The 26181-nt window shown below is 58.8% G+C and carries 23 protein-coding genes; 14 read left to right on the top strand and 9 right to left on the bottom strand.

Features of this window, described 5'->3' with window-relative positions; translation table 11 throughout:
• Nucleotides 1–67 precede the first annotated feature (67 nt).
• The 4 genes from fmt to AC1DIS_RS13530 all read left to right on the top strand — a co-directional run bounded on the left by fmt (nt 68) and on the right by AC1DIS_RS13530 (nt 4187).
• On the top strand, nt 68–1027 hold the full coding sequence (gene fmt, locus AC1DIS_RS13545; protein ID WP_477743523.1) for a methionyl-tRNA formyltransferase: 960 nt from the start codon (nt 68–70) through the stop codon (nt 1025–1027).
• On the top strand, nt 1024–2334 hold the full coding sequence (rsmB, locus tag AC1DIS_RS13540; RefSeq protein WP_026286510.1) for a 16S rRNA (cytosine(967)-C(5))-methyltransferase RsmB: 1311 nt from the start codon (nt 1024–1026) through the stop codon (nt 2332–2334). Before fmt ends, rsmB begins: the two co-directional genes overlap by 4 nt.
• 22 nt (nt 2335–2356) lie before the next feature.
• Nucleotides 2357–3730, top strand: a complete 1374-nt coding sequence (trkA, locus tag AC1DIS_RS13535) for a Trk system potassium transporter TrkA (protein ID WP_018927309.1) — start codon at nt 2357–2359, stop codon at nt 3728–3730.
• Between the two features lie 142 nt (nt 3731–3872).
• A complete protein-coding gene (locus tag AC1DIS_RS13530; protein WP_018927310.1) occupies nt 3873–4187 on the top strand; it encodes a tetratricopeptide repeat protein in 315 nt (104 codons plus the stop codon).
• Nucleotides 4188–4247: 60 nt separating this feature from the next.
• Here the strand turns inward: AC1DIS_RS13530 and AC1DIS_RS13525 are convergent, their stop codons facing one another.
• Together AC1DIS_RS13525 and tag are read right to left on the bottom strand one after the other, a co-directional pair.
• A complete protein-coding gene (locus AC1DIS_RS13525; RefSeq protein ID WP_019580330.1) occupies nt 4248–5135 on the bottom strand; it encodes a lysophospholipid acyltransferase in 888 nt (295 codons plus the stop codon).
• 40 nt (nt 5136–5175) lie between these two features.
• The gene (gene tag / locus AC1DIS_RS13520; protein ID WP_477743524.1) at nt 5176–5733 is read right to left on the bottom strand and encodes a DNA-3-methyladenine glycosylase I; all 558 of its coding nucleotides are present in this window, start codon (nt 5731–5733) and stop codon (nt 5176–5178) included.
• Nucleotides 5734–5814: 81 nt separating this feature from the next.
• On the opposite strand from tag, the gene glyQ reads away from it, so the two are divergent.
• From glyQ to AC1DIS_RS13500, 4 genes are all read left to right on the top strand, one after another.
• Complete coding sequence (gene glyQ, locus AC1DIS_RS13515; RefSeq protein WP_003213601.1) at nt 5815–6768, top strand: glycine--tRNA ligase subunit alpha; 954 nt, start codon at nt 5815–5817, stop codon at nt 6766–6768.
• Nucleotides 6765–8819 (top strand): glycine--tRNA ligase subunit beta, encoded by a 2055-nt coding sequence (gene glyS / locus AC1DIS_RS13510; protein WP_019651238.1) that lies wholly within the window; start codon nt 6765–6767, stop codon nt 8817–8819. Before glyQ ends, glyS begins: the two co-directional genes overlap by 4 nt.
• Nucleotides 8820–8823: 4 nt before the next feature.
• Nucleotides 8824–9363 carry a D-glycero-beta-D-manno-heptose 1,7-bisphosphate 7-phosphatase gene (gene gmhB / locus AC1DIS_RS13505; RefSeq protein ID WP_167331188.1) on the top strand — a complete coding sequence of 180 codons (540 nt, stop codon included), beginning with the start codon at nt 8824–8826 and terminating at the stop codon, nt 9361–9363.
• A gap of 81 nt (nt 9364–9444) precedes the next feature.
• Nucleotides 9445–10224, top strand: a complete 780-nt coding sequence (locus AC1DIS_RS13500; RefSeq protein ID WP_018927315.1) for a lysophospholipid acyltransferase family protein — start codon at nt 9445–9447, stop codon at nt 10222–10224.
• Nucleotides 10225–10406: 182 nt separating this feature from the next.
• Here the strand turns inward: AC1DIS_RS13500 and AC1DIS_RS13495 are convergent, their stop codons facing one another.
• The 3 genes from AC1DIS_RS13495 to AC1DIS_RS13485 all read right to left on the bottom strand — a co-directional run bounded on the left by AC1DIS_RS13495 (nt 10407) and on the right by AC1DIS_RS13485 (nt 14270).
• A complete protein-coding gene (locus AC1DIS_RS13495) occupies nt 10407–12719 on the bottom strand; it encodes a CHASE2 domain-containing protein (protein ID WP_477780921.1) in 2313 nt (770 codons plus the stop codon).
• 18 nt (nt 12720–12737) lie between these two features.
• Nucleotides 12738–13724, bottom strand: coding sequence for a FecR family protein (locus AC1DIS_RS13490; protein WP_064615640.1), 987 nt, complete (start codon nt 13722–13724; stop codon nt 12738–12740).
• A gap of 342 nt (nt 13725–14066) precedes the next feature.
• A complete protein-coding gene (locus tag AC1DIS_RS13485; RefSeq protein WP_172901216.1) occupies nt 14067–14270 on the bottom strand; it encodes a hypothetical protein in 204 nt (67 codons plus the stop codon).
• Between the two features lie 236 nt (nt 14271–14506).
• Here AC1DIS_RS13485 and AC1DIS_RS13480 point away from each other — a divergent pair, with 236 nt between their 5' ends.
• Entirely contained in the window at nt 14507–15226 is a 720-nt protein-coding gene (locus AC1DIS_RS13480) for a response regulator transcription factor (RefSeq protein ID WP_477780920.1), read from the top strand.
• A 79-nt stretch (nt 15227–15305) separates the two neighbouring features.
• Here the strand turns inward: AC1DIS_RS13480 and gyrB are convergent, their stop codons facing one another.
• Genes gyrB through dnaA form a run of 4 tightly spaced genes read right to left on the bottom strand, consistent with a single transcriptional unit; the run spans nt 15306 to nt 21516 of the window.
• Nucleotides 15306–17723 carry a DNA topoisomerase (ATP-hydrolyzing) subunit B gene (gene gyrB / locus AC1DIS_RS13475; protein WP_007934319.1) on the bottom strand — a complete coding sequence of 806 codons (2418 nt, stop codon included), beginning with the start codon at nt 17721–17723 and terminating at the stop codon, nt 15306–15308.
• A 5-nt stretch (nt 17724–17728) separates the two neighbouring features.
• Nucleotides 17729–18832 carry a DNA replication/repair protein RecF gene (gene recF / locus AC1DIS_RS13470; protein WP_018927321.1) on the bottom strand — a complete coding sequence of 368 codons (1104 nt, stop codon included), beginning with the start codon at nt 18830–18832 and terminating at the stop codon, nt 17729–17731.
• 20 nt (nt 18833–18852) lie between these two features.
• Nucleotides 18853–19956, bottom strand: coding sequence for a DNA polymerase III subunit beta (gene dnaN / locus AC1DIS_RS13465; protein ID WP_477780919.1), 1104 nt, complete (start codon nt 19954–19956; stop codon nt 18853–18855).
• Between the two features lie 39 nt (nt 19957–19995).
• On the bottom strand, nt 19996–21516 hold the full coding sequence (gene dnaA, locus AC1DIS_RS13460; protein WP_477780918.1) for a chromosomal replication initiator protein DnaA: 1521 nt from the start codon (nt 21514–21516) through the stop codon (nt 19996–19998).
• 568 nt (nt 21517–22084) lie between these two features.
• Here dnaA and rpmH point away from each other — a divergent pair.
• From rpmH to mnmE, 5 genes are all read left to right on the top strand, one after another.
• Nucleotides 22085–22219, top strand: coding sequence for a 50S ribosomal protein L34 (gene rpmH, locus AC1DIS_RS13455; RefSeq protein ID WP_003213577.1), 135 nt, complete (start codon nt 22085–22087; stop codon nt 22217–22219).
• Nucleotides 22220–22235: 16 nt separating this feature from the next.
• Entirely contained in the window at nt 22236–22637 is a 402-nt protein-coding gene (gene rnpA, locus AC1DIS_RS13450) for a ribonuclease P protein component (protein WP_026286513.1), read from the top strand.
• The gene (gene yidD, locus AC1DIS_RS13445) at nt 22630–22875 is read left to right on the top strand and encodes a membrane protein insertion efficiency factor YidD (RefSeq protein ID WP_003213574.1); all 246 of its coding nucleotides are present in this window, start codon (nt 22630–22632) and stop codon (nt 22873–22875) included. The genes rnpA and yidD overlap by 8 nt, the downstream gene beginning before the upstream one ends.
• Before the next feature lie 2 nt (nt 22876–22877).
• The gene (gene yidC / locus AC1DIS_RS13440; protein ID WP_018927323.1) at nt 22878–24563 is read left to right on the top strand and encodes a membrane protein insertase YidC; all 1686 of its coding nucleotides are present in this window, start codon (nt 22878–22880) and stop codon (nt 24561–24563) included.
• Between the two features lie 79 nt (nt 24564–24642).
• Nucleotides 24643–26013, top strand: a complete 1371-nt coding sequence (gene mnmE / locus AC1DIS_RS13435; RefSeq protein WP_064621183.1) for a tRNA uridine-5-carboxymethylaminomethyl(34) synthesis GTPase MnmE — start codon at nt 24643–24645, stop codon at nt 26011–26013.
• Nucleotides 26014–26181 lie beyond the last annotated feature (168 nt).

The raw sequence follows: 26181 nt of genomic DNA, 5'->3' as shown, positions 1-26181 counted from the left end.
CCTTCTTTCAAAGGCTTGCCGCGGCAAGCCTTTTTCTTTTCAAGATGCTTTGCAATTGAGAGCTTCCATGACTGAGCCACTGCGCATTGTCTTTGCCGGCACCCCGGAATTCGCCGCCGAACACCTCAAGGCCCTGCTGGGCAGTCCTTACGAGATCGTTGCGGTCTACACCCAACCGGACCGTCCGGCGGGCCGTGGACAGAAGCTGATGCCAAGCCCGGTCAAGCAATTGGCTCTGGAGCACAACATCCCGGTGTTGCAACCGCCAACCCTGCGCAACGAAGACGCTCAGGCGGAACTGGCCGCGCTGAAACCGGATTTGATGGTGGTGGTCGCCTACGGCCTGATCCTGCCGCAAGTGGTGCTGGATATCCCACGCCTGGGTTGCATCAACAGCCACGCCTCCTTGCTGCCACGCTGGCGCGGTGCGGCGCCGATCCAGCGTGCCGTTGAAGCGGGCGACAGCGAAAGCGGCGTGACCGTGATGCGCATGGAAGCCGGCCTCGATACCGGACCGATGCTGCTCAAGGTCACCACGCCGATCAGCGCCGAAGACACCGGCGGCAGCCTCCACGATCGCCTCGCAGAAATGGGCCCACCGGCCGTGATCCAGGCGATTGCCGGCCTGGCTGCGGGCACACTGGAAGGCGAAGTGCAGGACGACAGCCTCGCCACCTACGCACACAAATTGAACAAGGACGAAGCGCGCATCGACTGGAACCGCCCGGCGGTTGAGCTGGAGCGTCTGGTTCGCGCCTTCAATCCATGGCCGATCTGCCACAGCACGCTGAACGGCGAAGCGCTGAAAGTGTTGGCCGCAAGCCTGGCCGAAGGGCAGGGCGCACCGGGGAAAATCCTCAGCGCCAGCAAGGACGGCTTGATCGTCGCCTGCGGTGAACAGGCGCTGTGCCTGATCCGTCTGCAATTACCCGGCGGCAAGGCACTGAACTTCAGCGACTTGTTCAACAGCCGTCGTGAGAAATTTGCCGTCGGCACCGTCCTCGGTCAAACGGCAGACGCTCAATGAACCCACGTCTGGCCGCCGCCAAGGCACTTGCTGCAGTCCTTAACGGAAAAGCCTCACTCAACAGTTCTCTGCCGACACAAATGGACAAGGTCGAAGACCGCGATCGCGGCTTCACCCAGGACCTGGCGTTCGGCACGGCTCGCTGGCAGCCGCGTTTGTCGGCGTTGGCGGCCAAGCTGCTGCAAAAGCCGTTCAAGGCGGCTGATGCCGATGTCGAGGCGCTGTTGCTGGTGGGGCTTTATCAACTGCTCTATACCCGCGTCCCGGCTCACGCCGCCATCGGCGAAACCGTCGGTTGCGCCGATAAACTGAAAAAGCCGTGGGCCAAAGCCTTGCTCAACGCCGTACTGCGCCGCGCCCAACGGGAAAACGAAGCGCTGCTGGCCGAGCTGGAACGCGACCCGGTGGTGCGCACCGCCCACCCGCGCTGGCTGCAAAAATCCCTCAAGGCCTTCTGGCCTGAACAATGGGAAGCCATTTGCGCAGCGAACAACGCACACCCGCCGATGATTCTGCGGGTCAACCGTCGTCATCACACTCGCGACGCTTACCTTGGCTTGCTGAGTGACGCTGGCGTGGCCGCCAAGCCCTGCATTTATAGTCGCGACGGCATCATTCTCGATGCTGCTGCCGACGTGCGCAGCCTGCCGGGTTTCGCCGAAGGCTGGATCAGCGTGCAGGACGAAGCCGCACAACTGGCCGCCGATCTGCTGGACCTCGCGCCGGGCCAGCGGGTGCTGGACGCCTGCTGCGCACCGGGCGGCAAGACCTGCCACATCCTTGAGGCCGAGCCCAAACTGGCCGGCGTGGTGGCTGTGGATCTGGAAGCCAAGCGTCTGGTGCGGGTGCGGGAAAACCTCGCACGCCTGGGCCTGAGCGCAGAATTGATTGCCGCCGACGGTCGCGACACCGCCACCTGGTGGGACGGCAAACCGTTCCAGCGCATTCTGCTCGACGCGCCATGCTCGGCCACCGGGGTGATCCGCCGTCACCCGGATATCAAACTGACCCGCCAACCCGACGACATCGCCGCACTGGCGGTGCTTCAGGGCGAACTGCTCGACGCCATGTGGATAACTCTGGAGGTGGGCGGCATTCTGCTTTACGCCACCTGCTCCACGCTGCCGACCGAAAACACCGAAGTCATCGAAGCGTTCCTCGCCCGCACGCCAGGCGCCCGTGAACTGGACCTCGCCACGGCCGCCGGCATCAAGCAGCCCCATGGTCGCCAGTTGCTGGCCCAGGAAGGCGGCCACGACGGGTTCTACTACGCCAAGCTGATCAAGATTGCCGCCGCGCGCGGTTAACCGGGTTTAAGGGAGTGACTGGATGAAGATCATCATCCTCGGCGCAGGGCAGGTCGGCGGTTCGCTGGCAGAACACTTGGCCAGCGAGGCCAACGACATCACCGTGGTCGACACCGATGGCGAACGCCTGCGCGACCTTGGCGATCGGCTGGACATCCGCACCGTGCAGGGTCGCGGTTCGCTGCCAACCGTACTGCGGCAGGCTGGTGCCGACGACGCTGACATGCTGGTGGCCGTGACCAACAGTGACGAAACCAACATGGTCGCCTGTCAGGTCGCCCACACCCTGTTCCACACCCCCACCAAGATCGCCCGGGTCCGCGAAGCCGCGTACCTGACCCGTGCCGAACTGTTCGACAACGAAGCGATTCCGGTCGACGTGCTGATCAGTCCGGAGCAAGTAGTCACCAATTACATCAAGCGCCTGATCCAGCATCCGGGCGCATTGCAGGTGATCGACTTCGCCGAAGGCAAAGCGCAGCTGGTAGCGGTCAAGGCGTACTACGGCGGGCCGCTGGTGGGCCAGCAATTGCGCCAGTTACGCGAACACATGCCGAATGTCGAAACCCGCGTCGCGGCGATTTTCCGTCGTGACCGGCCGATCCTGCCCCAAGGCGATACGGTGATCGAGGCTGACGACGAAGTGTTTTTCATCGCCGCCAAAGCGAACATTCGCGCAGTGATGAGCGAAATGCGCCGCCTCGATGAAAGCTACAAACGCATCGTCATCGCCGGTGGCGGGCAGATCGGTGAACGCCTGGCCGAGGCCATCGAAAGCCGTTACCAGGTGAAGATCATCGAGATGAACCCGGCCCGCTGCCGCTACCTCTCGGACAACCTCGACAGCACCGTGGTGTTGCAGGGCAGTGCTTCAGACCGGGATCTGTTGCTGGAAGAGAACATCGCCGACGCCGATATTTTCCTCGCCCTGACCAACGACGACGAAGCCAACATCATGTCTTCGCTGCTGGCCAAGCGCCTGGGCGCGAAGAAGGTGATGACGATCATCAACAACCCGGCCTACGTCGACCTGATCCAGGGCGGCGACATCGACATCGCCATCAGTCCGCAACTGGCGACCATCGGCACCTTGCTGGCCCACGTCCGGCGCGGGGACATTGTCAGCGTGCACTCACTGCGCAGGGGCGCGGCGGAAGCCATCGAGGCGATTGCCCACGGCGATGCGAAGTCGAGCAAGGTGATCGGCAAGGCCATCGAAAACATCGGCCTGCCACCGGGCACCACCATCGGCGCGATCATCCGCGATGAAGAAGTGATCATCGCCCACGACGACACCGTGATCGAAACCGGCGACCATGTGATTCTGTTCCTTGTGGATAAGAAGCATATTCGGGATGTGGAGAAGCTGTTCCATGTGGGGTTGAGCTTCTTCTGATCCGAAGGCCTCTTCGCGGGCAAGCCTCGCTCCTACAGGTTTGAGCCGTCCAGCTATTATGCGAACGACTGAACCGTGTAGGAGCGAGGCTTGCCCGCGAAGGCGATTTCGAACTCCCCCAAAAAACCAGAGGTGCCACCCAATGATCGAATCCCTGGAAAAAATGCTCGCCAAGGGTGTGGATAACTCATTGCTGCGCTTCGGCCTGGGCAAGGGTTATCTGGATCTTGGGGAAAACGCCAAGGCCGCAGAGCATTTCCAGCGCTGCGTCGAGTTCGATCCGAAGTATTCGGCAGCCTGGAAGCTCTTGGGCAAGGCCCATCTGGCGCTGGCGGATTATGCGGCGGCGCGACAGGCTTGGGAGCAGGGTCTGGAAGCTGCCCGCGCCCATGGCGACAAGCAGGCGGAGAAGGAGATGACGGTGTTTCTGAAAAAGCTTGAGCGACAGGCGCACTGATCAGCGGTAACGCAGGCCAAGATCAATAGATCGCAGCCTGCGGAGTTATCCACAGCAACCTCAATACCAGCGTGCTTCGCCCGGTGGACGCTTCTTGAAGCGCTTCATGCTCCACATGTACTGGCTCGGATAAGCCCGCACGTAGCGCTCGACTACCTGGCTCATGGCCGCGCAGGAGGTTTCGGTATCGGTGCTGTACATGGCCTCTGGCGCGGCTTCGAGAATCACTTTGTAACCCGAACCGTCCGGCAGCCGCAGGGCATGCAGGAACACGCCGACCGCTTTGCCACCGGCGAGCATGTTCGGCACGAATTTGCTGGTCAGGGCCTGAGTGGCGAAGAACGGCACGAAGATCCCGGCGGATTCGGCCGGTTCCGGGTCAGCCGGAATGCCTACCGCGCCCCCCTTGCGCACTTCCTTGATCACGCTGAGGATGCCTTCCTTGGTGGAAGCCGCCACCCGGTTACCCAATTGCACCCGCTGCTTGCGCAGCAACTCATCCACCGCCTTCAGTTTTGGCGGACGGTAGAAAATGATCGGTTTGCACTGGCTGCAATAGAAGTGGTTCAACACTTCCCAGTTGCCCAAGTGGCTGGTGATGCCAACCACGCCTTTACCGGACGCCAACGCCTCTTTCAAAACGTCGAGGCCTTCGACTTCGCGCACCAGTTCAATGGAACGCTGGGCCGGCCAGATCCACGCGCAGGCGCTTTCAGTCAGAGACTTGCCGATGTCTTTCAGGCTTTGACCCACCAGACGCTCACGCTCGGCCGGGTCCATCTGCGGAAAGCACTTGGCGAGGTTGATCCGCACCACGTCGCGGGAACGGTTGGGGGTTTTCCACATGATCCAGCCAATCGCCGAACCCACCGCCTGCACTGCCCGCCATGGCAGTAGGGCAAACAGCCGCAGAGCGCCTACCAGCAAGGCGCCTTTAAACTTATCCACAGGTCACTCCTGATCTTGTGCTGTGCGCGAGGCGGCTATTCTAACCGCCGTTCGTCAACGTGGCGTAGCGAACGCAATCCAGGGTGTGGTCCATGACCATGCCTGAAGCCTGCATCAGCGCGTAACAAATGGTCGGGCCGACGAACGTGAAGCCGGCTTTTTTCAGGCCTTTACTCATCTCGATGGCGGCCGGTGTCACCGCCGGCACTTCACTGCGATCCTTGAAATGATTGATCACCGGCGTGCCGCCGACGAACGACCAGAGAAACGCCACCGGGTCTTCCAGCTCCAGCCAGGCCTGGGCATTGCGCCGGGCTGCGTTGAGTTTGAGACGATTGCGGATGATCCCCGGATCGAGCATCAATTCATCGATTTCCGCATCGCTCATCTGCGCCACGCGCTGCACGTCGAAGCCGAACAGCACCTCGCGATAACGCTCTCGCTTGCGCAATACAGTGATCCAGGAAAGCCCGGCCTGGAACCCTTCGAGCAAAAGCAACTCGAACAATCCCTGCGCATCGCGTAGCGGCGTGCCCCACTCCTGATCGTGATAAGCCATGTACAGCGGATCTTCGGTACACCAAAAGCAGCGTGGCATAAGGCTCCAGGGGGCGTGCGCAGGACCGAATCGGGTATACTCCCGCTCTTTAAATCGCAGCCCAAGAAACAGGTGAATTTCGTGAGCCAGCCTACGCCAGCCGTGCGTACCTTCCAAGACTTGATCCTCGCCCTCCAGCAATACTGGGCCGAGCAAGGTTGTGTGGTACTTCAGCCCTACGATATGGAAGTAGGCGCCGGCACTTTCCACACTGCCACGTTCCTGCGCGCCATYGGCCCGGAAACCTGGAACGCCGCTTATGTGCAGCCCAGTCGTCGCCCGACTGACGGCCGCTACGGTGAAAACCCGAACCGTCTACAGCACTACTATCAGTTCCAGGTAGTGCTGAAGCCGAACCCGGACAACTTCCAGGAACTGTACCTGGGCTCCCTCAAGCACGTGGGTCTGGACCCGCTGGTGCATGACATCCGTTTCGTCGAAGACAACTGGGAGTCGCCAACGCTGGGCGCCTGGGGTCTGGGCTGGGAAGTCTGGCTCAACGGCATGGAAGTGACTCAGTTCACTTACTTCCAGCAAGCGGGCGGCATCGAGTGCTACCCGGTGACGGGCGAGATCACTTACGGTCTGGAGCGTCTGGCCATGTACCTGCAAGGCGTGGACTCGGTCTACGACCTGGTCTGGGCTGACGGTCCGTTCGGCAAGGTGACCTACGGCGACGTGTTCCACCAGAACGAAGTGGAGCAGTCGACCTACAACTTCGAACACGCCAACGTCGAGAAGCTGTTCGAACTGTTCGACTTCTATGAAAGCGAAGCCAAGCGCCTGATCGAACTCGACCAGCCGCTGCCGTTGCCGAGCTACGAAATGGTGTTGAAGGCTTCCCACACCTTCAACCTGCTGGATGCGCGCCGGGCGATCTCGGTGACCGCGCGTCAGCAATACATTCTGCGTGTACGCACCCTGGCGCGTTCCGTCGCGCAAGCCTATCTGCTGGCTCGCGCCAAGCTCGGCTTCCCGATGGCGACCCCGGACCTGCGTGATGAAGTACTGGCCAAGCTGGAGGCTGCACAATGAGTGCTCAAGATTTTCTGGTTGAACTGGGCACCGAAGAACTGCCACCCAAAGCGCTGAACACCCTGGCCGAGGCATTCCTGGCCGGTATCGACAAAGGCCTGCAAGCCGCGGGCCTGAACTACGAGAGCAAAACCGTCTACGCCGCGCCGCGTCGTCTGGCCGTGCTGATTACCGCGCTGGCGACCCAGCAGCCGGATCGCAGCATCAACCTCGACGGCCCGCCACGTCAGGCTGCGTTCGATGCCGAAGGCAACCCGACTCAAGCAGCCCTGGGCTTCGCCAAGAAGTGCGGCGTCGAGCTGAGCGAAATCGATCAGAGCGGCCCGAAGCTGCGCTACAGCCAAAGCATCGCCGGCAAGCCGACCGCGAGCCTGATGCCGACCATCGTCGAAGATTCCCTGAACGACCTGCCGATCCCCAAGCGCATGCGCTGGGGTGCTCGCAAGGAAGAATTCGTTCGTCCGACCCAATGGTTGGTGATGCTGCTCGGTGACCACGTCATCGACTGCACCATCCTCGCCCAGAAGGCCGGCCGCGATTCCCGTGGTCACCGCTTCCACCACCCTGAAAGCGTGCGCATCACCTCGCCGGCCAACTACCTGAACGATCTGCGTGCTGCTTATGTACTGGCCGATGCCAACGAGCGTCGCGAGCTGATCAGCAAGCGCACCAATGAACTGGCGACCATGCAGGAAGGTACGGCGATCGTTCCGCAAGCCCTGCTCGACGAAGTGACCGCGCTGGTTGAATGGCCGGTGCCGCTGGTGTGCTCGTTCGAAGAACGTTTCCTCGACGTGCCGCAAGAAGCGCTGATCACCACCATGCAGGACAATCAGAAGTACTTCTGCCTGCTGGATGCCGACGGTAAGTTGCTGCCTCGTTTCATTACCGTGGCCAACATCGAAAGCAAGGATCCACAGCAGATCATCGCCGGTAACGAGAAAGTGGTTCGCCCACGCCTGACCGACGCCGAGTTCTTCTTCAAGCAAGACAAGAAGCAAAAACTCGAAGAATTCAATCTGCGTCTGCAGAACGTGGTGTTCCAGGAAAAACTCGGCAGTGTCTACGACAAGGCCGAGCGCGTGTCGAAACTGGCGGCCTACATTGCCGCTCGCATCGGCGGTAACGCTTCCTGGGCGGCGCGTGCCGGCCTGCTGTCCAAGTGCGACCTGGCGACCGAAATGGTCGGTGAGTTCCCGGAGATGCAAGGTGTCGCCGGTTACTACTACGCCCTCAACGACGGCGAGCCGGAAGACGTCGCCCTGGCGCTGAACGAGCAGTACATGCCGCGCGGTGCCGGCGCTGAACTGCCTACCACCCTGACCGGTGCGGCCGTGGCCATTGCCGACAAGCTCGACACCCTGGTGGGCATTTTCGGTATCGGCATGCTGCCGACCGGCAGCAAAGACCCGTATGCCCTGCGCCGCGCCGCGCTGGGTGTGTTGCGGATCCTGATCGACAAGAAGCTCGACCTCGACCTGAACGACGCCGTGGCCTTCGCCGTGAATGCGTTCGGTGCCAAGGTCAAGGCTGCCGGCCTTAATGATGCCGTGCTGGAGTTCATCTTCGACCGTCTGCGTGCCCGTTACGAAGACGAAGGCGTGGACGTCGCGACCTACCTGTCGGTACGTGCCCTGAAGCCGGGTTCGGCCCTGGACTTCGACCAGCGTGTACAAGCGGTAGAAGCGTTCCGCAAATTGCCGGAAGCCGCTGCCCTGGCCGCCGTGAACAAGCGCGTGTCGAACCTGCTGAGCAAAGTCGAAGGCTCCGTGCCGACGGTCGTTGAAGCCAAGTACTTCGACAACGCCAACGAGTTCTCGCTGTATTCGGCGATCCAGCAGGCAGACCAGGCTGTGCAGCCAATGGCCGCTGCCCGTCAGTACAGCGAATCGCTGGCGCGTCTGGCCGCATTGCGCGAACCAGTGGATGCGTTCTTCGAAGCCGTGATGGTCAACGCCGAAGACGCCAAGGTGCGAGCCAACCGCTATGCGCTGCTGGCGCGTCTGCGTGGGTTGTTCCTCGGCGTCGCCGACATTTCGTTGCTGGGCTGAGGAGCTGCTGTTGAAACTGCTGATTCTCGATCGGGACGGGGTGATCAATTACGACTCCGACGCGTACATCAAGTCGGTGGAGGAGTGGATTCCACTCCCCGGTTCGATCGAAGCGATCGCGCAGTTGAGCAAGGCCGGCTGGACGGTGGCGGTCGCCACCAACCAGTCGGGCATCGCTCGCGGCTATTACGACATCGCCACCCTGGAGACCATGCACGCCCGCTTGCGCGAGTTGGTGGCAGAGCAGGGCGGCGAAGTCGGTCTGATCGTCTATTGCCCGCACGGGCCAGACGATGGCTGCGATTGCCGCAAGCCAAAACCCGGGATGTTGAAAACCATCGCCGCGCATTACAACGTTTCGCTGACGAATCTATGGTTCGTCGGCGATACTCTCGGTGACCTGGAGGCCGCCAAAGCCGTCGACTGTCAGCCAGTTTTGGTAAAGACCGGGAAAGGCGAAAAGACTCAGGGCAAGACCCTACCGGCAGGCACCTTGATTTTTGACGATCTGGCGGCGATTGCCGCAGAACTTATCCACAACTAAGGCTCTTCTGACATCCTGGCCAAGGACTGATCGGGAGTGCGCTTGAATAGGCGGGCAGTGCCCGCAACGGTAAATGTCGCCATGTCGATACTGCAGGCCATCAGAACTTTCCTCTTTTACCTGCTGCTGGGCACCAGTTCGTTACTCTGGTGCACCCTGAGCTTTTTTATCGCGCCGTTTCTGCCGTTCAAGGCGCGTTATCGCTTTATCAACGTGTACTGGTGCCGCTGCGCCTTGTGGCTGAGCAAAGTCTTTCTGGGTATTCGCTACGAAGTGAAGGGCGCCGAGAATGTGCCTGAACAGCCCTGCGTGATTCAGTCGAACCACCAGAGCACCTGGGAGACGTTCTTTCTCTCGGCCTACTTCGAACCGTTGAGCCAGGTGCTCAAGCGCGAACTGCTCTACGTGCCGTTCTTCGGCTGGGCCATGGCCATGCTGCGGCCGATCGCCATCGACCGCGACAACCCGAAAGCCGCGCTCAAGCATGTAGCGAAGAAGGGCGATGAACTGCTCAAGGACAATGTCTGGGTGCTGATTTTCCCGGAGGGGACTCGCGTTCCCTACGGCACCATCGGCAAGTTCTCCCGAGGCGGCACCGCGTTGGCCGTCAATGCGTCATTGCCCGTGCTGCCAATTGCACACAATGCCGGCAAGTTCTGGCCAAAAACCGGTTGGGCCAAAAAGCAGGGCGTGATCACCGTGATCATCGGCGCCCCGATGTACGCCGAGGGTAGCGGGCCACGGGCCATCGCCGACCTGAATGACCGGGTGCAGGCCTGGAACGAACAGATGCAGCGCGAAATGGGTTCGCTGCCAGCAGCCCCGGCAGCACCGAGTGCGACCGACCAAGTGACTGTCTGAAGTTCTGTGGATAACCTGTGTACCGTTTCGTTGAAAATCGCTGTATTTAGTTTTTAAGCTTTTGATTTTTATACATATTTCTTAAGCAAATAAAACTTCGGAAAACGTGCATAAGTTTTTTTCGGACGTAAAAAAACCGGCTGATATAGCCGGTTTTTTTATGCCTGTAAAAATGATCAGGCTCACTCGCTCAAAAGGGGTAGCTGGACACTGAACGTCGTGCCTTGTCCTACCACGCTATGACAGGAAATCCGCCCGCCGTGACGATCCACCACCGCCTTGACCATGGACAACCCCAACCCCAGGCCGTCACTGCCGTGAGCCGATGCAAAGCGTCGATACTGACTGAACAGCTCGGGAAGCTCTTCGACGGCAATCCCTCGGCCCTGGTCGACTATCTCGCACGTTAACCAACCCTCGGTACAACTCACCCGCACGGTGATCCGCGAACYCGCCGGACTGTACTTGATGGCGTTTTCCAGCAGGTTGAACAGTGCCCGTGTCAGTAACGACTGATCGGCCAGGACCAGCGCTTCAGCATCTTCGTCGAGGTCATGCAGCAACTGAATGTTCTTCAGATGAGCGATGCTCGAGGCCTGGTCAAAAGTATCGAGCAGCAACATCGCGAACATGCTCGGCTGAAACTGATAGGCCTCGGATTCAGCCTTTGCCAACTGCACAAAGGCCTCGGTCAGGTTCAGCGCCTTGCGCACTTGTAACTCGATCTGACTGAACACTTGAGTGTCGCCAGACACCTGATGCCGCTGAACGTCGAGCAAAGCCAGAATCGCCGAGTGGGGGGCCCTCAGGTCATGAGACAGAAAACGCAGCAACACGGCCCGCTGCTCCTCGGCGTCCCGTTCGACGCTCAAGTCAGTGAGGCTCAGTAACCAGCCAATCACCGAGTCGCCCTCGGCCGGCAACAGCGGCGCCAGGTCCAGACGCAGGCTGCGTGCCTGAGTGTCACGAAACTCCAGCAGCTCCAGGGTCGACAACGCCGGCAGCGTTCCATCGGACGGCACCGGGTAACCCAACTCGCTCAGTTGCTCGAGCATCTCCTCGCCCACCAGGCTGCTGGAAAATATCTCCCGAGCCTTACGGTTGGCCAACAGAATGCGCCCATTCGGATCGCTGATCAGCGTCGCCACCGGCAAGTACTCAAGGCCATCGGCAATGAAACGCCGGGTGTCACGTGTCCGGCTCATGGCCTGTTCCAGCGCGACGATTTGCCCTTGCAGCACATCGCCAGCCGGGGCCTGGGTCCGACGGCGTTCGGGAAACACTTTCGGCTCGCTGTCCAGACGCGCCAGTTCCCAGCCGAAATAGGCGAGCACCGCATTCAGCCTTCGCCAATTCCAGATCAGGTAACCCAACAGCATACCCAGCAGACTCGCGGCCGGTGACCACCACCAACCAAGACGCAACAGCAGGCTCGAACCCAGCAGCGCGACCGCCATTGCCCCCAGGGTCAGCCATAACGCGCGACGCGGACGCACCAACATAAGGCCCAGCAACTCACCGACAATCACCACCGATAACAACGCCGCCAAACGTTCATCGAGAGCCACAATGTTGCGCTGTTGCAGCAACCCATTGAGGATATTTGCCTGAATTTCGATGCCCGGGGTGGTGCCCATGCTCGCCGATTGCGGTGTCACGTAACGGTCCCCCAAACCTGGAGCGGTGGAGCCGATCAGGATCAAGCGATCGCGCAGCAATTCGGGCGGGACTTCACCGCGCAAGACGCTGACGTAGGGCACACTGGGAAAACCCGCATCGGAACGGATGAAAGGAATCCGTATTTTGTGGGCTCGCTGCCAGCCTTGCGTCGACGGCAGGGCCGGGGTCCCGGGCATCGGTACATTCTCCTTGTCGGCAAGGGTCTGTTCGTACAGCAGCCAGGCCAGTTGCGCGCGTGTTTGTTGTGCCGGTCCTTCGCTTAAATACACACTGCGCACGATCCCGTCGGCATCCGCTTGGGCATTGATGTGCCCGATGCCTTTGACGCAATGGCTCAGTGGCGCCACCGGTTCAATTTCCCCCAAAGGCTGTCCATAACGCGCCACGCCTTCACGCAGCAACGGCACGAAGACATTTCCGGCACGGCAGGCCGCCTGGGCCAGAAGCTGATCGTTGCCGGGATGGCTATCGGGCTCGCTGAAAATCACGTCGAACAGAATGCCTTTGGCGTTCGCAGCGCCTAGCCGATCAAGCAACTGCGCGTGCATGGCCCGCGACCAAGGCCATTTGCCTAGCTGCTGCAAGCTGTAGTCATCGATCGTGACGATGAGTATTCGTGGGTCCACCGGCAGCGGGCTCAGCCGACGMAGGTTGTCGTACAGCAGATTGCTCAAGACCAGGCCATGGGTCATGGACAGCACTGCCGTCAGCGGCAACAGGATCAGGCTGACCCACAGCCACTCGCGGACCATCCGCCGAAACAGCCGCTGAGCCTGGGTCGGCTCGCGGCCGTCCTTCCTTGGGCGGCCCTTCATCGGTCGTCGGCCAGGGCGCTATTGGACACGCGTGGTCCTGGGGTAATAGAAAATGTCATACACCCCGGTCTCTCCTTCTAACCCCTGAGCGTCATACGCCGACAGGCGAACATGGTAGAACAACGCTTTCAGCCCGCTGAATTTGACCTCGGGCGTGCTGGAAAACTGCTCTTGCTTGATGTCCAGAAAGTTCGCGTCGGTGGCCACTTGCGCCCGATAACGCGTGGCGCCTTCGATGGGCTTCATGATCAATTGCCAGACAGGCACATTACCCGTTTGACCGGCCTGCCCCAACAAACGTGGGGCAGGTAACAAGTCGATTGGCGTCAACGTGCCTTGTTTCTGAATACGCAAGCCCTGACGGGCCATGACCTGGACTTCATCATCCTCAGGGCCCTGAGTCCGTTTGGCAGTGGAGCGGGCAGAGCGGGGGCGCGACAGTTCCTCATCACGATTGACCGCCACTTGCCCATTCAGCACTTCCAGTAATGCCTGGCCACCATCATCGTTGCGCACCCGGAAGTGCGTACCCCGTACGCCCAGTACACCGACCGGCGTGACGATCTGAAAACGATCATGGTCGCTGGCACGCTTGATCACATACGACTCGACCTGACCCTGCTCGAGGATAACCTGAGGGATCGAATGTTCTTCATTGAGGTGTAGCGTGATCTGGGAGCTGGAAGGCAGCACTACCCGCGAGCCATCACCCAGGGAAAGGCTGACAAACGCCGAGGGCGAGGTCTTGATGCCTTCCCGCTCGTCGATCGGCATGCCTTCCTGCAGTGGCGTCTGTTTACCTTTGGCATCCAGCTTCCAGGCTTCGCCAGTCAGATGTTCGACAGTCGCGGGCAGCGGTTGGCCGCGACATTGTTGATTATCATCGATATAAGGCAGACGTTTTGCCGAGGCGGCAGCCGCCGATGCACTCTGGGTGAACAATTCCATCAACCCGGCAACCAGTAAAAGACAAACGCCAGAACGGCGTGGGAGCAATAAGGTCATGAGGTTCATGGATTGGCTTTTATGCTCTTATACAAATCATGCCGGGAAACGCCCGCGCTGACGCACGATACCTGACCGGATGCTCTGGCAGATAGCCATGGGTGCAAAGGAAATGAGATGACACATCCCTGTGTCGGAACCGAGCAGGCACTCCATGTGTTTTTCCCCTGAACTGCAGACTCGCCGAAAACCGGCGATCGACGGTCCTGCAGTTTGGCATTGACGCTCCCTGCGTCGGAGCACATCCCAATGCCCCTGTGCCGCTCAGCGAAAACGAATTTACCGGCATAAGCGACCTTGCGCGGTCATTCTCAATATTTGTTCAGAATTGACTGAAGGCGCCTAAAACACCCAACGTTGTTGCGCCGAACGAATGTCGAGCTGGGCGGCTTCCACCTGTGCGGAGTGCACCGGGGCAAAGCCTGGCGAGTCGCCCATCACCGTGTTCGTCTCTGCCGGGCCGAAGTAACGCGGTGCAACATTCTGCTCGATGACAGATATTGACTGGACCGTGGTGCATCCCAATCCGAGACCCGCGGCCAACATCAACGCTGTTAATCTTGTAAACCCGTTAAAGATAATCTTTAGACGCATTTTTTCCCACAGTCCCTCTGGAGCATTCTGCCGATAATTCATCGCCTACAGGCTAAGTGATATCAGCGTATCCACACTTGGGAAGTTCACAGCAATTCGCCACAATTGTTCAGATTCAACCAATCAGCCTAAACTCCCGCAGGAATTTTCTTAACCGTTGCACTTACGAGATGAAGGAAGCACTCGGCATGCGTGTCGCAATACTGGATGACGAACCCGCCGAACTCCGCCGGGTGGAACAGACACTGCGACAGATCCCCGTCACGGGGGAGCAGACGTGGACGTTGCACAGTTTCGAGCGGGGAGAGGACCTGTTACGGCAACTTCGCCGGGAAACTTTCGATCTGCTGATCCTCGACTGGCAATTGCCCGACATCAGCGGTCWGTCGTTGTTGCGCTGGACCCGGGAACACATGGACTCACCACCGGCCGCGATCATGCTCACCAGTCGCGATACCGAAAGCGATATCGTCCAGGCCTTGAACGCCGGAGCCGACGATTACGTGAGCAAACCGTTTCGTCCCAACGAGCTGATGGCTCGGGTGAGCGCCGTGCTTCGTCGGCATGGACTGCAACGCGCGGCAGCCACCGAAATACTCACATTCAATGACCTCGAATTCGACGACGCCGAACTCACTGTTACCCGTGCCTGCACCCCCATCAGCCTGACCGAACGGGAATACCGTCTCGCCCGCTGCCTGTTCGCCAATCTGGGCCGACCTTTGTCCCGTGAATACTTGTATGAACGCTTTTGGACCCATGAAGAAATCGTGTCCTCCCGGCCTCTGGATACTCATATTTATCGCCTGCGCAACAAGCTGGGTCTGACGGCTGATCGCGGTTGGCAACTGCTGACGATTTACGGGTATGGGTATCGGCTTGAGAGCGTAGCGACTGCCAGCGAGTGAACAGCTGTTACATTCCTTCGATCAATAAAAAAGGCCAACGCATAGCGTTGGCCTTTTTTGTTTTAGCGGTCCTGCCGGATCAGAAGTCCAGGTTGGACACCGCCAAGGCGTTGCTTTCGATGAAGTCACGGCGAGGTTCGACCGCATCACCCATCAGGGTGTTGAAGATCTGGTCGGCGCCGATGGCGTCTTCGATGGTCACTTTGAGCATGCGGCGCGAGCCCGGATCCATGGTGGTTTCCCACAGCTGATCAGGGTTCATCTCACCCAGACCTTTGTATCGCTGGATGGTATGACGCTTGGTGCTTTCGGCCATCAACCATTCAAGGGCTTCCTTGAATTCGGTGACGGCTTTCTTGCGTTCGCCACGCTGGATATAAGCGCCATCGTCCAACAGGGTGCTCAGTTGAGCGCCCAGGGAAACGACGGTCTTGTAATCGTTGCTGCCGAAGAAGTCGCGGTTGAAGGTGACGTAGTTCGACAGGCCGTGGGAGATCAGTTCGACCTCTGGCAGCCAGACATTACGTTCACGGTCTTCGCGCAGGCTGGCCTTGTAGACCAGGCCGGACTTCTCGACGGTGCGCAGGCGAACTTCGTACTGAGCCAGCCAATCCTGCATCGCTGCGTGGTCGGACAGTTGCTCCATGCTCACGGCTGGCAGGTAGATGAAGTGCTCGGTCAGTTCCTGCGGGTACAGGCGCGACAGGCGCTTGAGGGTCTTCATCACCAGACGGAAGTCATTCACCAGACGCTCGAGAGCTTCACCGGAGATACCCGGGGCTTCTTCGTTCAGGTGCAGGCTCGCATCTTCCAGGGCCGACTGCGTCATRTACTCTTCCATGGCGTCGTCGTCTTTGATGTATTGCTCTTGCTTGCCTTTCTTCACTTTGTACAGCGGCGGCTGAGCGATGTAGATGTAGCCACGCTCGATCAGCTCCGGCAGCTGACGGAAGAAGAAGGTCAGCAGCAGGGTACGGATGTGCGAACCGTCGACGTCAGCATCGGTCATGATGATGATGTTGTGATAACGCAGCTTGTCGATGTTGTACTCGTCGCGACCGATGCCGCAGCCTAGCGCGGTGATCAAGGTGCCCACTTCTTGCGAAGAGATCATCTTGTCGAAGCGCGCCTTCTCGACGTTCAGGATCTTGCCCTTCAATGGCAGGATGGCCTGGGTCTTGCGGTTACGTCCCTGCTTGGCGGAGCCGCCAGCAGAGTCACCTTCCACGAGGTACAGTTCGGAAAGGGCAGGGTCTTTTTCCTGGCAGTCCGCCAGTTTGCCCGGCAGGCCGGCGATGTCCAGCGCGCCTTTACGACGGGTCATCTCACGGGCTTTACGCGCCGCTTCACGCGCACGCGCCGCGTCGATCATCTTGCCGACGACCAGCTTGGCTTCGTTCGGGTTTTCCAGCAGGAAGTCGGAGAAGTACTTGCCCATTTCCTGTTCGACCGCGGTCTTCACTTCGGAAGACACCAGCTTGTCTTTGGTCTGGGAGCTGAACTTCGGATCCGGCACTTTCACCGAAATGATCGCCGTCAGGCCTTCGCGGGCATCGTCACCGGTGGTGGCGACTTTGTGCTTCTTCGCCAGGCCTTCAGCTTCGATGTAGGTGTTCAGGTTACGCGTCAGTGCCGAACGGAAACCCACCAGGTGAGTACCGCCATCGCGCTGTGGAATGTTGTTGGTGAAGCACAACAGGTTCTCGTTGAAGCTGTCGTTCCACTGCAGGGCGATTTCCACACCGATGCCGTCTTCACGCTGGATGTTGAAGTGGAACACCTGGTTGACCGCAGTCTTGTTGGTGTTCAGGTATTCAACGAATGCACGCAGACCACCTTCGTACTTGAACAACTCTTCCTTGCCGCTGCGCTCGTCCTTGAGGACGATGCCGACACCGGAGTTGAGGAAGGACAGTTCGCGAATCCGCTTGGCCAGGATGTCCCAGCTGAAGTGGATGTTCTTGAAGGTGTCAGCCGAAGGCTTGAAGTGAATCTGGGTACCGGTGGATTCGCTGTCGCCAACGATTTTCATCGGTTCTTGCGGAACACCGTGGACGTAGGTCTGTTCCCAGATCTTGCCGCTGCGGCGAACGGTCAGGACCAGTTCTTCGGACAGGGCGTTAACCACCGATACACCTACACCGTGCAGACCACCGGAAACCTTGTAGGAGTTGTCGTCGAACTTACCGCCGGCGTGCAGCACGGTCATGATGACCTCGGCCGCCGAAACGCCTTCTTCTTTATGCACGTCTACCGGGATGCCACGACCGTTGTCGCGAACAGTGATGGATTCATCCGGGTGGATGATGATGCTGATGTCGTCGCAGTGGCCGGCCAAAGCTTCGTCGATCGAGTTATCGACCACCTCGAACACCATGTGGTGCAGACCGCTGCCATCGTCGGTGTCACCAATGTACATACCGGGACGTTTGCGTACGGCATCCAGGCCTTTCAGCACTTTAATGCTCGTTGAGTCGTACGTATTTTCTTCGCTCAATGCCTTCACTCCCGATGGTCGTGGGTCTGGGTGATACGGCCCTGTTCCACGTGGAACAAAGCGACTGGCGTTTCCGTCTGCCAGCCTTCCCTCAATAATTCGTGATCTACACAGGTGATAAAAACCTGGCAGCGTAAGTCTTCCAGCAAGCGGCAAAGCGCGCGACGGTGGTGCTCGTCCAGTTCGGACGGCAAGTCATCCACCAGATAAATACACTGGCCGCGTCGGGCCTGGCTGACCAAGTGCCCTTGGGCAATCCGCAATGCACAGACCACCAACTTCTGCTGACCACGGGACAAAATGTCCGCGGCGTTATGTGCGCCTAATCGGAGACGCAAATCAGCCCGTTGTGGTCCGGCCTGGGTATGACCCATTTGCTGATCCCGCTGAAGGGATCCAGCGAGCACTGCACTCAACTCACGGTCTTTGTCCCAGCCTCGGTAATAGCTGAGCGTCAAGCCCTCAAGCTCAACCAGTTCGCTCAAGGTCTGTTCAAAGACTGGTTTCAAGGCTTTGATGTAAGCGCGGCGGTATTCATCTATTTCATCGCTGGCCTGGCACAGTTCCCTGTCCCAAACCGCTTGCGAAACGGCGTCAAGTGTACCATGCCGCAGCCAAGAGTTTCTCTGGCGCAAGGCCTTCTGCAAGCGCTGCCACGTAGACATGAATCGCGGTTCCACGTGGAACACACCCCAGTCGAGAAACTGCCGGCGAATCTTCGGCGCGCCTTCCAGCAGGCGGAAGCTGTCCGGGTTGATCAACTGCAGCGGCAGGATCTCCGCCAGTTGTGCCGCACTACGGGCGTTCTGCCCGTCGATACGGATCTGGAACTCTCCCTGACGATCGCGAGATATCCCCAATGCGCTGTGCCCACCCTCGGCCAATTCGACCTGGCCAAATACTGTGCACGCCAATTGTTCGTACTGAATAACCGGCAACAGGCGGGTGCTACGAAACGAACGGGCAAGCCCCAGCAGATGAATGGCTTCCAGAACACTGGTTTTGCCGCTGCCGTTGGCGCCGTAAAGAATGTTGATTCGGGGGGAGGGGGAGAAGGTCACCGGGTGCAGATTGCGCACCGCGGTGACCGAGACGCGACTTAAGGACATCTAGCTTCTGCTGAGCATGATTACAGACGCATCGGCATGACAACGTAAGCCGAGTCGTCGTTGTCGGACTCTTGCACCAGCGCACTGCTGTTGGAGTCGGACAGGATCAGGCGAACCTGCTCGGTGGTCATCACGCCCAATACGTCGAGCAGATAGCTCACGTTGAAGCCGATTTCCAGAGAGCCGCCGTTGTACTCAACGCCCACTTCTTCTTCCGCTTCCTCTTGCTCCGGGTTGTTCGCCTGGATCTTCAGCTGACCGTTGGCCAGCTGCAGACGGATGCCGCGGTACTTCTCGTTGGACAGAATCGCGGTACGGCTGAACGCTTCACGCAGGGCCTGGCGATCGCCGAGTACCAGCTTGTCGCCACCTTTAGGCAGAACACGCTCGTAGTCAGGGAATTTACCGTCGACCAGTTTCGAGGTGAAGGTGAACTCGCCGGTGGTAGCACGGATGTGGTGCTGGCCCAGCACGATGCTGACGTTGCCGTCCGGTTCGGTCAGCAGACGTGCCAGTTCCAGGATACCTTTGCGTGGCACGATGACCTGATGACGATCCGGCTGACCGATATCGGCCTGCATCGAGCACATGGCCAGACGGTGACCGTCGGTCGCCACAGCGCGGATGATCCCGGCCGAGACTTCCAGCAGCATGCCGTTGAGGTAATAACGCACGTCCTGCTGCGCCATGGCGAAGCTGGTGCGTTCGATCAGGCGACGCAGTTTGCTTTGCTCAAGGCTGCAGGTCAGCGAACCCGGGCCTTCTTCCACCGTCGGGAAGTCGTTGGCCGGCRGGGTCGACAGGGTGAAGCGGCTACGGCCGGCCTTCACCACGAGCTTCTGCTCATCGACCTTGATGTCGATCAGCGCGTCGTTTGGCAGGCTCTTGCAGATGTCCATCAGCTTGCGCGCAGGCACAGTGATGGAACCCGGGTCTGCAGGCTCTTCGAGTTGCACACGACCGACCAGCTCGACTTCCAGGTCGGTACCGGTCAGCGACAGTTGCTGGCCTTCGACAACCAGCAGCACGTTGGAAAGCACCGGCAAGGTCTGTCGGCGCTCGACGACGCCTGCGACCAGTTGCAGGGGTTTCAACAGGGCTTCGCGTTGAATGGTGAAATGCATGGTCTAGTCCCTTGCCTTAATAAGCTGCGCTGGTGTTCATCAAGTGGTCAGTGTACGCAGCAGGTTCTTGTAGTCCTCGCGGATGTCCGCGTCGGATTCCTTAAGCTCGTTGATCTTGCGGCAGGCGTGCAAAACAGTCGTGTGGTCGCGGCCGCCAAACACATCGCCGATTTCCGGCAGGCTGTGGTTGGTCAATTCCTTGGACAACGCCATAGCGACCTGACGCGGACGTGCTACCGAGCGTGAACGACGCTTGGACAGCAGGTCGGAGATCTTGATCTTGTAATACTCAGCGACGGTGCGCTGAATGTTATCCACAGAGACCAGTTTATCTTGCAACGCCAACAAGTCTTTCAGGGATTCGCGAATCAACTCGATGGTGATGTCGCGACCCATAAAGTGCGAGTGGGCGATCACGCGTTTGAGCGCGCCTTCCAGCTCACGGACGTTGGAGCGAATACGCTGGGCGATGAAGAATGCCGCGTCGTGTGGCAGATCGACTTTGGCCTGGTCGGCCTTTTTCATCAGGATCGCTACACGGGTTTCCAGCTCCGGCGGCTCGACGGCAACCGTCAGGCCCCAGCCAAAGCGGGATTTAAGGCGTTCTTCAAGGCCTTCAATTTCTTTCGGATAGCGGTCACTGGTGAGAATGACCTGCTGGCCACCTTCGAGCAGGGCGTTGAAGGTGTGGAARAACTCTTCCTGCGAWCGYTCYTTRYKAGCRAAGAACTGAATGTCATCGATCAGCARCGCATCCACCGAACGGTAGAAGCGCTTGAACTCGTTGATCGCGTTCAACTGCAGCGCCTTGACCATGTCGGCCACGAAACGCTCCGAATGCAGGTACACGACCTTGGCATTCGGGTTCTTCTTTAATAGGTGGTTACCCACAGCGTGCATCAAGTGGGTTTTACCCAAACCGACGCCACCATAAAGGAAGAGCGGGTTGTAACCGTGCTTGGGGTTGTCCGCCACCTGCCAGGCCGCAGCCCGTGCCAGTTGGTTGGACTTACCTTCGACGAAGTTCTCGAAGGTGAAAGTGCGGTTCAGGTAGCTGGTGTGCTTGAGCGCACCTTCGACCTGCACCGTGCGCTGCTCGGAACGAACCGGGGCCTGTTGCGAACTGGCGCCGGCCATAGGGTCGAAGCTGTCGCGGGACGGCTCTTCACTGACCTCGGCAACTTTTTGCGTCGAACGCTTGGTCGGTGCCGCCGCCGGAGCAGGGGCTGGAGCGCTGACCGGTGCGGCCGCCGCCTGAGCCTGGGACGCCGCAGCGGCCAACGGGGCATTGGGTGCCGCACGCGGTGCCGAACTGCGTTTGCTGCCTATTAATAAGGAAAGCGCCGGCGCCATGCCATTGCCGTGCTCATCCAGCAGTTCAAGGACGCGGCCCAGGTACTTTTCGTTGACCCAGTCGAGAACAAAACGATTCGGTGCGTAGACACGCAACTCGTCGCCTTCGGCTTCGACCTGTAGCGGGCGGATCCAAGTGTTGAATTGTTGGGCAGGCAGCTCATCGCGCAAAAGCTCCACGCACTGCTGCCAAAGTTCCACTGACACGGATATCCCCTAAGTTGAAAGCCGGTGAGGCAAAAACAAGCGGTCATTGTAGCGGCCAGACGCCCACTTATCCACATGCAGGTTGCGCACAGGGCATGAATTATCAACGCGTTAACTCTCAAAAAGAAGACCAACGGTATGTGCATAAGCTCTGTGGATAACCGCCCATGAGGGCACTGGACAAGTGGGGGCGAAACTCGGTGGATAACCTGCCTGTGGATAACTGACCTTTCCACACACAGCTTATCCGATAGCGCAGCACAGGCTGATCACCGTTTTCCACTGTAGTTGTCATTCTCTGTACATCACGGTTTTTAAGGGCTTAAGGCAGTTATCCACAGATGATCGCGTGCCTAGCTTTTACAAGCTTTACAGAAAAGCTTTAAATAATTCCCTTCTTTATTTCTATATCTAGCGAACGACCTGCGGACGAGCAAATCCTCTGGAGATCTATTTATAAGGAAACGTTGGTTGGAAATTGACCTAGAGGCTTGCTTTCTCTAGAATCCCCGGTCTCTTAAAACGGGGGCCATTCCGGCCCGTTGTGGACGAACCAGGTAACACGACAATGAAACGTACTTTCCAACCAAGCACTATCAAACGCGCTCGTACCCACGGTTTCCGTGCTCGCATGGCTACCAAGAACGGTCGTGCCGTCCTGTCGCGTCGTCGCGCCAAAGGTCGTGCGCGTCTGGCAGTTTGATAATCCGGCACTGGAGGTGAGTCAGGACTTCAGTCGGGATAAGCGTCTGCTTACTCCCCGGCATTTCAAGGCAGTCTTTGACTCCCCTACCGGCAAGGTTCCGGGGAAAAATCTCCTGCTCCTTGCGCGCAATAACGATCTTGATCACCCCCGTCTCGGGCTGGTTATCGGGAAAAAGAGCGTAAAGCTCTCCGTCGAGCGCAATCGCCTCAAACGTCTGATGCGCGAATCGTTTCGCCTGAACCAGGATTCACTGGTCGGTTGGGACATTGTTATCGTCGCGCGCAAAGGTTTGGGTGACGTAGAAAACCCCGAATTGATTCAGCATTTCGGCAAACTCTGGAAACGTCTGGCACGCAGCAAGCCGGTACCAGCAGTCAAAGCCGAAACTGTAGGGGTAGACAGTCCCGATGCGTAAACTGGCACTCGTTCCGATCCAGTTTTATCGCTATGCCATTAGTCCCCTGATGGCCAATCACTGTCGTTTCTACCCCAGTTGTTCCTGCTACGCGTTAGAAGCCATAGAAAATCATGGCCTTCTGCGCGGTGGCTGGCTGACCTTTCGTCGTTTAGGTCGCTGTCATCCGTGGAATCCCGGTGGTTATGACCCGGTTCCACCTATCCCTACCTCCCGTTCTTCTTCGATGGCCGAGTAATCATGGATATCAAACGCACGATCCTGATCGTCGCCCTGGCAATCGTGTCCTACGTTATGGTTCTTAAATGGAACCAGGACTATGGCCAGGCTGCCCTGCCGACTCAGAATGTTGCTTCCAGTACTACCGCACCGGGTCTACCGGATACGGCGACTGGCAATAATGCTTCCGCCAGTGACGACATCCCGCGCGCTGCAAGCGATACCAGTGCAACTGCACCTGCTGAAACGCCAGTGGCTGCAAGCAAAGACCTCATCCAGATCAAAACGGATGTGCTCAACCTGGCCATCGATCCACAAGGTGGCGATGTTGCCCAGTTGACGCTGCCGCTGTATCCACGTCGCCAGGACCATCCGGAAATTCCATTCCAGTTGTTCGATAACGGCAACGAGCGGACTTATCTGGCTCAGAGCGGCCTGATCGGCACCAACGGTCCGGACGCAAGTCCTGCCGGTCGTCCGGTTTACTCCTCCGAGAAGAAGATTTATCAACTGGCTGACGGTCAGGACCAATTGGTCGTGGACCTGAAGTTCAGCAAGGACGGCGTCAACTACATCAAGCGTTTCACCCTGAAACGTGGCCTGTATGACGTAACCGTTTCCTACCTGATCGACAACCAGAGCGCTCAGCCCTGGTCCGGTGCAATGTTCGCGCAACTGAAGCGTGACGCCAGTTCCGATCCTTCTTCCAGCACTGCCACCGGCACCGCGACTTACCTGGGCGCCGCCCTGTGGACAAGTAACGAGCCGTACAAGAAAGTGTCGATGAAGGACATGGACAAGGCTCAGCTGAAAGAAACCGTCAGCGGTGGCTGGGTTGCCTGGTTGCAGCACTATTTCGTGACCGCATGGATTCCGGCCAAGGGCGAAAACAACGTCGTCCAGACCCGTAAAGACAGCAAAGGCAACTACATCATCGGCTACACCGGTCCTTCGCTGACTGCTGCGCCAGGTGCCAAAGTTGAAACCAGCGCCGTTCTGTACGCAGGTCCAAAAAGCCAGGCTGTGCTGAAACAGTTATCCCCAGGTCTGGAACTGACCGTCGACTACGGCATTCTGTGGTTCATTGCCCAGCCAATCTTCTGGTTGCTGCAACATATCCACGCACTGGTTGGTAACTGGGGCTTCTCGATCATCTTCCTGACCATGCTGATCAAGGGGATTTTCTTCCCGTTGTCGGCCGCCAGCTACAAATCCATGGCGCGCATGCGTGCAGTGGCACCGAAACTGGCCGCGCTGAAAGAGCAACATGGCGAAGACCGGCAGAAAATGTCGCAAGCCATGATGGAGCTGTACAAGAAAGAGAAGATCAATCCACTGGGTGGCTGCTTGCCAATCCTGGTGCAGATGCCGGTTTTCCTTTCGCTGTACTGGGTTCTGCTGGAAAGCGTGGAAATGCGCCAGGCGCCATTCATGCTGTGGATTACTGACCTGTCGATCAAGGATCCGTTCTTCATTCTGCCGATCATCATGGGCGCAACCATGTTCATCCAGCAGCAGTTGAACCCGACGCCTCCGGATCCAATGCAGGCCAAGGTGATGAAGCTGATGCCAATCATCTTCACCTTCTTCTTCCTGTGGTTCCCGGCCGGTCTGGTACTGTACTGGGTAGTGAACAACTGCCTGTCGATCGCCCAACAGTGGTACATCACTCGTAAGATCGAAGCGGCTACCAAAGCAGCTGCCTGATTTACACTGTGGATAACCACTCAAAACGCCCCCTAGTGGGGCGTTTTGCTATCTGTCACTTTTGTCTGGATACCGGTTTATGAGCGTTCCTCGTGAAACCATCGCTGCCGTTGCCACCGCTCAAGGTCGCGGCGGTGTGGGCATCGTCCGTATTTCCGGGCCGCTGGCGAGTGTGGCGGCCAAAGCCATCAGCGGCCGCGAGCTGAAACCGCGGTTCGCCCATTACGGCCCGTTCCTCAGTGAAAACGAAGAGGTGCTGGACGAAGGCATCGCACTGTATTTCCCGGGACCGAATTCGTTCACCGGCGAAGATGTGCTGGAGCTGCAGGGCCACGGCGGACCAATCGTCCTGGATATGTTGCTCAAACGCTGCCTTGAACTGGGCTGCCGTCTGGCCCGACCGGGTGAATTCAGCGAGCGCGCCTTCCTCAATGACAAGCTTGATCTGGCTCAGGCCGAAGCCATTGCCGACCTGATCGAGGCGAGTTCTGCACAGGCAGCACGAAATGCCCTGCGTTCGTTGCAAGGGGCGTTTTCCCAGCGTGTGCATAACCTAACCGAGCAATTGATAGGCCTGCGCATTTACGTCGAAGCGGCTATCGACTTCCCCGAAGAAGAAATCGACTTCCTCGCCGATGGCCACGTGCTGAGCATGCTGGACAAAGTGCGCGACGAATTATCCACAGTGCTTCGGGAAGCCGGGCAGGGGGCCTTGCTGCGTGACGGCATGACGGTAGTCATCGCCGGTCGGCCGAATGCCGGCAAGTCCAGCCTTCTGAATGCCCTGGCCGGACGTGAAGCCGCGATCGTGACCGAGATTGCCGGCACGACCCGGGACATTCTTCGCGAACATATCCACATCGATGGCATGCCGTTGCATGTGGTCGACACTGCCGGGCTGCGGGATACCGACGATCAGGTCGAGAAAATCGGCGTCGAACGGGCATTGAAAGCCATCGGCGAGGCGGATCGGGTATTGCTGGTGGTCGATGCCACGGCTCCCGAGGCCATTGATCCATTTGCCTTGTGGCCTGAATTCCTCGAAACCCGCCCGGATCCGGCAAAAGTGACGCTGATTCGTAACAAGGCAGACCTGACGGGCGAAGCAATTGCCCTGGAAGTCAGTAACGATGGCCACGTCACGATCAGCCTCAGTGCCAGGTCCGCCGGCGAAGGCCTGGAGTTGTTGCGCGAGCATCTCAAGGCCTGCATGGGTTACGAGCAGACCTCTGAAAGCAGCTTCAGTGCTCGCAGGCGTCACCTGGAGGCACTGCGCCATGCGAGTGCGTCCCTCGAACACGGCCGCGCACAGCTGACGTTAGCGGGTGCCGGTGAACTGCTGGCCGAAGATTTGCGGCAAGCCCAGCAGTCTTTGGGCGAGATCACCGGGGCATTCAGCTCCGATGATCTGCTGGGCAGGATCTTTTCCAGCTTCTGCATCGGTAAATAGTCCTTCTGCGTTACCCACAGACAGGCCGTTCTGGCCTGTCTGCCCCTCTTCTTCTGAAATAGCCCTCCGCTCCCGAGCAGATTTTTCTGTTCGGGCAGATTTTCCGTGCCCGGGATTTGCTCGGTCAGCCCTTTTCTGTGGATTAAGCCCTGTGAATAACTGTCGCTA

The organism is Pseudomonas sp. 05N433 (assembly GCF_056396925.1).
This window is presented reverse-complemented; position numbering and strand designations above follow the sequence as displayed.

Excerpts from the sequence above, each read along its gene's own strand:
- fmt (WP_477743523.1), top strand. The coding sequence starts at position 68 with ATGACTGAGCCACTGCGCATTGTCTTTGCCGGCACCCCGGAATTCGCC.
- rsmB (WP_026286510.1), top strand. The coding sequence starts at position 1,024 with ATGAACCCACGTCTGGCCGCCGCCAAGGCACTTGCTGCAGTCCTTAAC.
- trkA (WP_018927309.1), top strand. The coding sequence starts at position 2,357 with ATGAAGATCATCATCCTCGGCGCAGGGCAGGTCGGCGGTTCGCTGGCA.
- AC1DIS_RS13530 (WP_018927310.1), top strand. The coding sequence starts at position 3,873 with ATGATCGAATCCCTGGAAAAAATGCTCGCCAAGGGTGTGGATAACTCA.
- tag (WP_477743524.1), bottom strand. The coding sequence starts at position 5,733 with ATGCCACGCTGCTTTTGGTGTACCGAAGATCCGCTGTACATGGCTTAT.
- glyS (WP_019651238.1), top strand. The coding sequence starts at position 6,765 with ATGAGTGCTCAAGATTTTCTGGTTGAACTGGGCACCGAAGAACTGCCA.
- AC1DIS_RS13500 (WP_018927315.1), top strand. The coding sequence starts at position 9,445 with ATGTCGATACTGCAGGCCATCAGAACTTTCCTCTTTTACCTGCTGCTG.
- AC1DIS_RS13490 (WP_064615640.1), bottom strand. The coding sequence starts at position 13,724 with ATGACCTTATTGCTCCCACGCCGTTCTGGCGTTTGTCTTTTACTGGTT.
- AC1DIS_RS13485 (WP_172901216.1), bottom strand. The coding sequence starts at position 14,270 with ATGTTGGCCGCGGGTCTCGGATTGGGATGCACCACGGTCCAGTCAATA.
- recF (WP_018927321.1), bottom strand. The coding sequence starts at position 18,832 with ATGTCCTTAAGTCGCGTCTCGGTCACCGCGGTGCGCAATCTGCACCCG.
- rpmH (WP_003213577.1), top strand. The coding sequence starts at position 22,085 with ATGAAACGTACTTTCCAACCAAGCACTATCAAACGCGCTCGTACCCAC.
- yidD (WP_003213574.1), top strand. The coding sequence starts at position 22,630 with ATGCGTAAACTGGCACTCGTTCCGATCCAGTTTTATCGCTATGCCATT.
- yidC (WP_018927323.1), top strand. The coding sequence starts at position 22,878 with ATGGATATCAAACGCACGATCCTGATCGTCGCCCTGGCAATCGTGTCC.
- mnmE (WP_064621183.1), top strand. The coding sequence starts at position 24,643 with ATGAGCGTTCCTCGTGAAACCATCGCTGCCGTTGCCACCGCTCAAGGT.